This window comes from Mycobacterium sp., assembly GCF_036490025.1.
Taxonomy (GTDB): domain Bacteria; phylum Actinomycetota; class Actinomycetes; order Mycobacteriales; family Mycobacteriaceae; genus Mycobacterium.
In genome coordinates this window covers 19,875-27,359 of the sequence record NZ_DASXEP010000061.1, presented here as the reverse complement: position 1 = coordinate 27,359, position 7,485 = coordinate 19,875, and the positions used below count along the sequence as shown (strand labels likewise).

General features: G+C 67.9%; 7 protein-coding genes and 2 pseudogenes. 7 read left to right on the top strand and 2 right to left on the bottom strand.

The window, feature by feature from the left end:
• Positions 1-180, top strand: a pseudogene (locus tag VGG53_RS06960) (ATP-binding protein); the annotation flags it as partial.
• Between the two features lie 26 nt (positions 181-206).
• Here the strand turns inward: VGG53_RS06960 and VGG53_RS06955 are convergent.
• Positions 207-482, bottom strand: coding sequence for a DUF4190 domain-containing protein (locus VGG53_RS06955; protein WP_331517294.1), 276 nt, complete (start codon positions 480-482; stop codon positions 207-209).
• A 116-nt stretch (positions 483-598) separates the two neighbouring features.
• Between VGG53_RS06955 and dprA the strand changes: the two genes are divergently transcribed.
• From dprA to VGG53_RS06935, 4 genes are read left to right on the top strand one after another with little or no spacing between them, the layout of a single operon-like run.
• A complete protein-coding gene (gene dprA / locus VGG53_RS06950) occupies positions 599-1,765 on the top strand; it encodes a DNA-processing protein DprA (protein WP_331517293.1) in 1,167 nt (388 codons plus the stop codon).
• Positions 1,766-1,810: 45 nt separating this feature from the next.
• A complete protein-coding gene (locus tag VGG53_RS06945; RefSeq protein ID WP_331517291.1) occupies positions 1,811-2,662 on the top strand; it encodes a siderophore-interacting protein in 852 nt (283 codons plus the stop codon).
• 41 nt (positions 2,663-2,703) lie between these two features.
• Complete coding sequence (locus tag VGG53_RS06940; protein WP_331517290.1) at positions 2,704-3,864, top strand: alpha-hydroxy-acid oxidizing protein; 1,161 nt, start codon at positions 2,704-2,706, stop codon at positions 3,862-3,864.
• Positions 3,865-3,897: 33 nt separating this feature from the next.
• Complete coding sequence (locus VGG53_RS06935; RefSeq protein ID WP_331517288.1) at positions 3,898-4,794, top strand: tyrosine recombinase XerC; 897 nt, start codon at positions 3,898-3,900, stop codon at positions 4,792-4,794.
• A gap of 265 nt (positions 4,795-5,059) precedes the next feature.
• Here VGG53_RS06935 and VGG53_RS06930 read toward each other — a convergent pair.
• Positions 5,060-5,548: pseudogene (locus VGG53_RS06930) on the bottom strand (M23 family metallopeptidase); the annotation flags it as partial.
• A gap of 268 nt (positions 5,549-5,816) precedes the next feature.
• On the opposite strand from VGG53_RS06930, the gene rpsB reads away from it, so the two are divergent.
• A complete protein-coding gene (gene rpsB, locus VGG53_RS06925) occupies positions 5,817-6,656 on the top strand; it encodes a 30S ribosomal protein S2 (protein ID WP_331517287.1) in 840 nt (279 codons plus the stop codon).
• A 1-nt stretch (position 6,657) separates the two neighbouring features.
• Positions 6,658-7,485, top strand: a complete 828-nt coding sequence (gene tsf, locus VGG53_RS06920; RefSeq protein ID WP_331517285.1) for a translation elongation factor Ts — start codon at positions 6,658-6,660, stop codon at positions 7,483-7,485.

Below are 7,485 nucleotides of genomic sequence, written 5' to 3'. Positions count from 1 at the left end.
AGCAACGCTGCAATGGAGCCGTTGCAAAAAGCGCTGGATCGTGGACTGCTCAGCATCCGAGGCTTGGATCGCACGTTGCGAGTTGCCTGGAGCTTGGCTGATTTGGCCGGCCGCGCATCGCCTGGGTCCGACGAAGTCGCTACGGCGCTCAGCTTCCGGCAGCCCGGAGCCCAGCGATGAGCGCCGGGCTCGGCCGGGGTGTCGGGTCACCGGCGGATCATCGTCAGCCAATCGGTGTGCCCACCGCGCAGCAGCAGCGCGACGGTCACCAGGAGGGCGAATGCGCGGGCGAAGTGCGCTATGGTGCGGCCGCTTTCGCCGCGCTGGTCCATCTCGCGCAACGCGAGGGTGGCCAGACCGATGCTGATGATGGGGACGGGAAAGCCGACCCAGCAGACCAGGCTCAGCACAAAGGACGCCGCCGCCCACGGGTTGATGGGGTTGGTGGACATGCTGTACGCGATTGGCGGGTTGAGGATCATGGTTGGCTACTCCGTTTGGTGCGGGCCGGGATGCGGCGACTTGCGGTTGATGACAAGAGACTCGCGCGCGGGGCTGGACGGATTCTTGACGGATTCTTGGAGTCGGGAGCGCTGTGATGACGGCGCCGGTCGACGACGTCGCGCTGCGCGCGTGGGCCTACCTGTCCCGGGTGGCCGAACCGCCCTGCGCGGAACTTGCCGCCCTGGTGCAATGCGTCGGTCCGATGGAGGCGGCCGACCGGGTCCGGCGTGGATTGGTCAATGACAATCTGGCCCGGCACACCGAGGCCAGGCGTGAAATCGACCGGTCAGCCGTCGATCTTGAGGTGCTGGCCCGGCGTGGGGGGCGGTTGATCACGCCCGGCGACGACGAGTGGCCGCTACTGGCCTTCGCCGCATTCGGTGGTCTGAAAGCAAGACTTCGTGGCGGTCCGCCGATGGTGTTGTGGGCCCAAGGACCCGCACGACTCGATGAGGTGGCCTACCGAGCCGCAGCCGTGGTCGGAACGCGTGCTTCGACGGCGTACGGCGAGCAGGTGGCCGTCGAATTGGCGGCCGGGTTGGCGCAACGCGAGGTCGCGGTCGTCTCGGGTGGCGCCTACGGCATCGACGGTGCGGCGCACCGGGCCGTATTGGACTGCGATGGAATCACCGTGGCCGTGCTCGCCGGCGGCCTCGACGTGCCCTACCCGAGCGGTCACTCGGCGCTGCTGCATCGCGTCGGTCAACACGGGCTGTTGTTCACCGAATATGCGCCCGGCGTCCGCCCGGCCCGCCACCGGTTCCTGACCCGCAATCGTCTGGTCGCAGCCGTGGTGGGGGCCGTGGTGGTGGTGGAGGCGGGTTTGCGCAGCGGTGCGGCGAATACTGCCGCCTGGGCAAGCGCGCTGGGACGAGCGGTGACTGCGGTGCCCGGGCCCGTGACGTCGTCGGCGTCGGCGGGCTGCCATGCGCTGCTACGCAACGGCGCTGAGCTGGTAACCCGAGCCGACCATGTGGTCGAGCTGATCGGCCGCATCGGCGAATTGGCATCCGACGAGCCGCGCCCGACGACGGCGTTCGACGGCCTCAGTGACACCGAGCGCCGGGTGCATGAGGCGTTGCCGGGCCGCGGCGCCGCCACGGTCGACGAAATCGCGGTCGCGGCGGGGCTGGTGCCCGAGCAGGTGCTGGGGCCGCTGGCGATGCTCGAGCTGGCCGGATTGGTGCAGCGTGATGACGGCCGGTGGCGAATTGTCCGGGCTTCCGCCGTTCAAGCTGCATCAACGACGCGACTCGTATAGTCGACGGGGGTCAGGGTCAGGGTCAGGGTCTGGACAGGAGGACAGGTGGCAGGTCGACCTCTGCAACGCTTCGAAGTCGTCGGTACTGAACAACTCGCACCGCACATGGTGCGGGTAGTGCTCGGGAGCAAGGATTTCGACAGTTTCGTGCCCAGCAAGTTCACCGACTCCTACGTCAAACTGGTGTTTGTCGCAGACGATGTCGATGTGGCCGGCTTGCCCCAGCCGTTGACCATCGACAGCTTCGCCGGCCTGCCGCCGGAGAAAAAGCCTTCGGTACGGACCATCACCGTCCGGCAGGTCGACGTCGCGGTCCGCCAAATCGCGCTGGACATCGTGGTGCATGGCGAGCACGGTGTGGCGGGTGCCTGGGCAGCCACCGCCCAACCGGGCCAGGTGATCTATCTGATGGGACCCGGCGGTGCCTATACCCCCGACCCCGCCGCTGATTGGCACCTGTTGGCCGGCGACGAATCCGCGCTGCCGGCCATCGCCACCGCGCTGGAAGCGTTGCCCGCCAATGCGATTGGCAAGGCGTTCATTGAGGTGGCCGGCCCAGAGGACCAAATCCCGTTGACCGCGCCGGAATCGGTCCAGGTGAACTGGATTTACCGGGGCGGCCGGGCCGATCTGGTGTCCGATGACCGTGCCGGCGATTTCGCGCCGTTGATCGAGGCGGTCACCACCACGTTGTGGTTGCCGGGACAGGTGCACGTCTTCATCCACGGCGAGGCGCAGGTCGTCATGCATAACCTGCGTCCTTTCATCCGCAAAGACCGCGGCGTGGAGAAGAAATGGGCCTCGTCGATCTCGGGCTATTGGCGCCGCGGGCGCACCGAAGAGACCTTCCGCCAGTGGAAGAAGGAACTCGCCGCGGCGGAGACCGGGGCCCGGTAAGGGGTCGTCAGCCCCACCGTCCGGCTGGCATCCTCTAACGCATGGCATTCGGCGACTACCAGAACGAGATCTACTTTCAGGGCCTGGCCGGGGTGGCGCCACCGCTGCCGATGGTCTTCGCGGAATTGGCGGCCAGGGCCGAGTTGGCCCTGCCGCCGTCGGTGTGGTCCTACGTCGCCGGAGGAGCCGGTGACGAGCGCACGCAGCGGGTCAACTGCGAGGTGTTTGAACGCTGGGGCCTGATCCCGCGCATGTTCGTCGGGGCCAAACAACGGGACCTGTCCGTCGAGATGTTCGGCCTGACGTTGCCGTCCCCGCTGTTCATGGCCCCGATCGGGGTCATCGGCCTGTGTGCTCAGGACGGCCACGGTGATTTGGCTACCGCCCGTGCGGCGGCCCGCACCGGTGTGCCGATGGTCGCATCGACGCTGACCGTCGACCCGATGGAGGATCTTGCCGCCGAATTCGGCGACACCCCCGGATTTTTTCAGCTGTACACCCCGACCGACCGCGAACTGGCCGCCAGCTTGGTGCATCGCGCCGAGGCGGCCGGCTTCAAGGGCATCGTCGTCACCCTCGACACCTGGGTCACCGGCTGGCGCCCGCGGGACTTGAGCACGTCGAACTTCCCGCAGTTGCGCGGCCACTGCCTGAGCAACTACACCAGCGACCCGGTCTTTCGCGCCGGCCTGCAACACCCGCCGGAGGAAGACCCGCAGGGTGCCGTGTTGGCCTGGGTGCAGCAATTCGGCAACCCGTTGACCTGGGATGACCTGCCGTGGCTGCGGTCGTTGACCAAGCTGCCGCTGATCGTCAAGGGCATCTGCCATCCCGATGACGCCCGCCGGGCCAGGGACGGCGGGGTCGATGGCATCTACTGCTCCAACCACGGCGGCCGCCAGGCCAACGGCGGATTGCCCGCCCTGGATTGCCTGCCCGGTGTCGTCGAGGCGGCCGACGGGCTGCCGGTGCTGTTCGACTCGGGGGTCCGCAGCGGGGCCGACGTCATCAAGGCCCTGGCACTGGGCGCGACCGCGGTAGGGGTGGGCCGTCCCTACGCGTATGGGTTGGCGCTCGGCGGCGTGGACGGCATCGTCCACGTGCTGCGCACGCTGCTCGCCGAAGCGGACCTGATCATGGCTGTCGACGGCTATCCGGCGCGCAAAGATCTCACCCCGGAAACACTTCGGCGCGTCGACTAAGGCCCAGCGGCTGATGCCTGCGACCGTGGGGGAGTGCAGGCGATCCTCGAGGAGTTCGACGAGTACCTGGACCTGCAATGCCTTCGTTCAGCGCACACTCGTCGCGCGTATCTGGCCGACCTGCGTTCGCTGTTCGCCTACCTTGATGCCCGCGGTGTCGGCCTGGACGGATTGAGCCTGCTCCTGCTGCGGTCATGGCTGTCCAGCGCAGCCATCGCGGGTGCCGCCCGCACGACGCTGGCGCGGCGTACCTCGTCGGTCAAAACGTTCACCGCGTGGGCGGCGCGGCGCGGCCTGCTGACCGGGGATCCGGCCGCTCGGCTACAGGTTCCCAAGGCCCACCGCACCCTGCCGGCGGTGCTGCGTCAGGACCAAGCCCTAGACGCCATGGCCGCCGCTAAATCGGGTGCCCAGCAAGGTGATCCGTTGGCGTTGCGGGACCGACTCATCGTCGAGATGTTGTATGCCAGCGGAATCCGAGTGAGCGAACTGTGCGGCTTGGACATCGACGACGTAAACACCCGGTATCGGCTGCTGCAAGTGCTCGGTAAGGGCAACAAGCAGCGCAGCGTGCCGTTCGGGATGCCGGCCGCCGAGGCGCTCGACGCCTGGCTGACCGACGGGCGCCCCAAGATGGCGAACGCGGAGTCGGGCCCGGCACTGCTGCTGGGTGCGCGGGGCCGGCGACTCGACGTACGGCAGGCCCGCACTGTCGTGCATCAGACCGTCGCCGCGGTGAACGGCGCGCCGGACATGGGGCCGCACGGACTGCGGCACAGCGCGGCCACGCACTTGCTCGAGGGCGGCGCTGACCTGCGCGTTGTCCAGGAGCTGCTCGGCCATGCGAGTTTGGCGACCACCCAGCTCTATACCCACGTCGCGGTATCCCGGCTGCGGGCAGTGCACGATCAGGCGCATCCCCGGGCCTGATCGTCGGCCTGACCTCGCTCGACACCGGCGAAGCCACATGCGCCGCAACAGGTAAATCACATGCGCCGCAACAGCATCTGTGCCGGGGGAGAGCCGAAGTGCCCACCTCCGAGCGACAATCGGTGTTCCCGCTGGTCACCGCCTCGATACGGGCTTGTCGCTGAGAGGCGGGCGCAAACCCTATCCACCCGCGTAGAGGCTCCTGTGGCGGCTGTTGCCAAAGTTGAGCAGCCCGGCTTGATCCCGTCGGCCGGTCTCAGCCGTGCAGCGGTTTGAGCCGGACCGGGGTCGACTTCAGCAGACCCAGCGGATCGACATAGCGGGCACCCGCCGCCGCACCCCACATCGCGCCCCAATGCAAACACGCTGCCGCCCGGCAGCCGAGATGCCCCGCGGCCAGCTCACCGATCACAGTTTGGGCCGTCACCGGCTGGCCGACCCGTACGGCCGCCCGGACCGGCTCATAGCTGGTGTGCAATCCGCCGGGGTGAGCCAATGACACCACCGGCCGTCCGGCCAGTATTCCGGCGAACACCACGGTCGCGGCGCCCGCGGCGTATACCGGTTGGCCGGCGGTACCGGCCAGGTCCACACCGCGATGACCGGGATGCCAGTCCGGCGACGGGGCGTCGAATGCCCGGGTGACGGCCGGTGGCGGGCGCAACGGCCAATCCAGGCGAGTGTCGTCGGCAGCCGCCGGTGTGGCACTGAGCAGTCCCACGATCAGGATCAGCGCTGCCCATCGCACGGACAGAGTTCAGCGCGACGCCGAGAAGAGCGCCAGTCACGGCCGCAGGAGCTGTGGAAAAACCACCTGCTGAGTCGGTGTAAACTCCTGGTCGCAGCTCGTTCGCGGGCTGACTTCGCGCGTCTGCACCGCAGCTCCCGTCCCACTAGGAGTTCGCACCACGTGCCGGGCGGTCCCGACCAGGTTTTTCCTGGCTGGGTCCGGCATCGCAGCAGGCGCCAGGGCCCGGCTTCACCCGATGCCAGGCGACAACCGACACAAGTAAGGCATAACCATGGCCGTAGTCACCATGAAGCAGCTGCTTGACAGCGGCACCCACTTCGGGCACCAGACCCGTCGTTGGAACCCCAAGATGAAGCGGTTCATTTTCACCGACCGCAACGGCATCTACATCATCGACCTGCAGCAGACGCTGACCTTCATCGACAAGGCGTACGAGTTCGTCAAGGAGACCGTCGCCCACGGCGGCACGGTGTTGTTCGTCGGCACCAAGAAGCAGGCGCAGGAGTCCGTCGCCGCCGAGGCGACCCGCGTCGGCATGCCGTACGTCAACCAGCGCTGGCTGGGCGGCATGCTCACCAACTTCCAGACCGTGCACAAGCGCCTGCAGCGGCTCAAGGAGCTCGAGGCGATGGAGCAGACCGGCGGCTTCGAGGGTCGCACCAAGAAGGAGATCCTGGGGCTGACCCGCGAGAAGAACAAGCTGGAACGCAGCTTGGGCGGTATCCGCGACATGAACAAGGTCCCGTCGGCAGTCTGGGTGGTCGACACCAACAAGGAGCACATCGCCGTCGGTGAGGCCCGCAAGCTGGGCATCCCGGTTATCGCGATCCTGGACACCAACTGCGACCCCGACCTGGTCGACTACCCGATCCCGGGCAACGACGACGCAATCCGCTCGGCGGCCCTGCTGACCAAGGTGATCGCGTCGGCGGTGGCCGAGGGCCTGCAGGCGCGCGCCGGTGTCGGCCGCGGCGACGGCAAGCCCGAAGCCGAAGCCGCCGAGCCGCTGGCCGAATGGGAGCAGGAACTGCTGGCTTCGGCGACCGCGTCAGCCGCGCCGGCCGAACAGGCCGCCGCGGTGGCAACCGAATCAACCCCCACGGAGGGCTGAGATGGCCAACTTCACCGCTGCCGACGTCAAACGTCTTCGCGAGCTGACCGGCGCCGGCATGCTCGACTGCAAGAACGCACTGGCCGAAAGCGACGGCGACTTCGACAAGGCCGTCGAGGCGTTACGGATCAAGGGCGCCAAGGACGTCGGCAAGCGCGCCGAACGGGCCACCGCAGAGGGCCTGGTCGCCGCCAAGGGCGGCGCACTGATCGAGCTGAACAGCGAGACCGACTTCGTCGCCAAGAACGCGGAGTTCCAGAAGCTCGCCGACGAGGTGGTGAGCGCCGCGGCTGCGGCCAAAGCGACCGACGTCGACGCCCTGAAGGCGGCTCCCATTCCCGGCGATCTGGCGACAACTACCGTCGAGCAGGCCATCGCCGAGCTGTCCGCCAAGATCGGCGAGAAGCTCGAACTGCGCCGGGTCGCGTACTTCGACGGAACCGTGGAGACCTACCTGCACAAGCGAGCCGCCGACCTGCCCCCGGGCGTCGGCGTGCTGGTCGAATACACCGGTGACGACACACAGGCGGCGCACGCTGCCGCGCTGCAGATCGCCGCGCTCAAGGCTCGCTACCTCACCCGCGAAGACGTGCCGGAGGACGTGGTGGCCAGCGAGCGACGCATCGCCGAGGAGACCTCACGCGCGGAGGGCAAGCCCGAGCACGCACTGCCCAAGATCGTCGAAGGCCGGCTGGGCGGATTCTTCAAGGACGTCGTGCTGCTCGAGCAGCCCTCGGTGTCGGACAACAAGAAGACGGTCAAGGCGCTGCTCGACGACGCCGGGGTCACCGTGACGCGGTTCGTCCGCTTCGAGGTCGGCCAGCAGTAG

Excerpts from the sequence above, each read along its gene's own strand:
- VGG53_RS06955 (WP_331517294.1), bottom strand. The coding sequence starts at position 482 with ATGATCCTCAACCCGCCAATCGCGTACAGCATGTCCACCAACCCCATC.
- dprA (WP_331517293.1), top strand. The coding sequence starts at position 599 with ATGACGGCGCCGGTCGACGACGTCGCGCTGCGCGCGTGGGCCTACCTG.
- VGG53_RS06940 (WP_331517290.1), top strand. The coding sequence starts at position 2,704 with ATGGCATTCGGCGACTACCAGAACGAGATCTACTTTCAGGGCCTGGCC.
- rpsB (WP_331517287.1), top strand. The coding sequence starts at position 5,817 with ATGGCCGTAGTCACCATGAAGCAGCTGCTTGACAGCGGCACCCACTTC.
- tsf (WP_331517285.1), top strand. The coding sequence starts at position 6,658 with ATGGCCAACTTCACCGCTGCCGACGTCAAACGTCTTCGCGAGCTGACC.